The sequence below is a fragment of the Seramator thermalis genome (genome assembly GCF_004138125.1).
Classification (GTDB): domain Bacteria; phylum Bacteroidota; class Bacteroidia; order Bacteroidales; family Dysgonomonadaceae; genus Seramator; species Seramator thermalis.
This window is the reverse complement of record NZ_RXHS01000038.1, coordinates 1-510: the sequence shown is the minus strand read 5'-3', so window position 1 is coordinate 510 and position 510 is coordinate 1. Positions and strand designations below refer to the sequence as shown.

Sequence of the window (510 nt, the reverse complement as noted above, 5' to 3'; positions counted from 1 at the left end):
ATGTAGGTCCATTTCTTTTAAACCGGTTGCAAAATTGCTTTTGGAGAAATAGGCATCGGCTACCACATAAGGGCTTATCTTGTGAAGTTTCTCTTCCATTGATTTTAGCACAAGAAGATACCAGTCGATCAGGCCAATATCGTTGCTTTCCAGAGTTTGACTGTCCGGTGTCTGAACAGCCTGAAGACTGATACAATCTTTATTGTCTATGTCAATGAGACCCACACCAAGAATCTCTAATCCTCTTTTTGCCTGTCCGGCTGTACCCGACCGGAAGTAACCAATCCAGGGAGTACACTTTCCTGATTTGGATATGTAGCCGGGGTCAATGGCTATCGCCTTACGATCACCGGTTAATATTCTTTCAGATAAAGACAAGTTAAACTCCAGCCAATCAAAGTCTTTCGAGAAGTTCTGACGGAATCGTTGTTCACACGATTTGCCATACCTCCCCATCTGGAGGAAATTAATCCTGCCGGGGATAATTATGTATAAAATTAATGTCTCCAT

General features: G+C 42.5%; 1 pseudogene. It reads right to left on the bottom strand.

Annotation, left to right across the window (positions count from 1 at the left end):
- Positions 1–456: pseudogene (locus EJN84_RS12200) on the bottom strand (hypothetical protein); the annotation flags it as partial.
- Positions 457–510 lie beyond the last annotated feature (54 nt).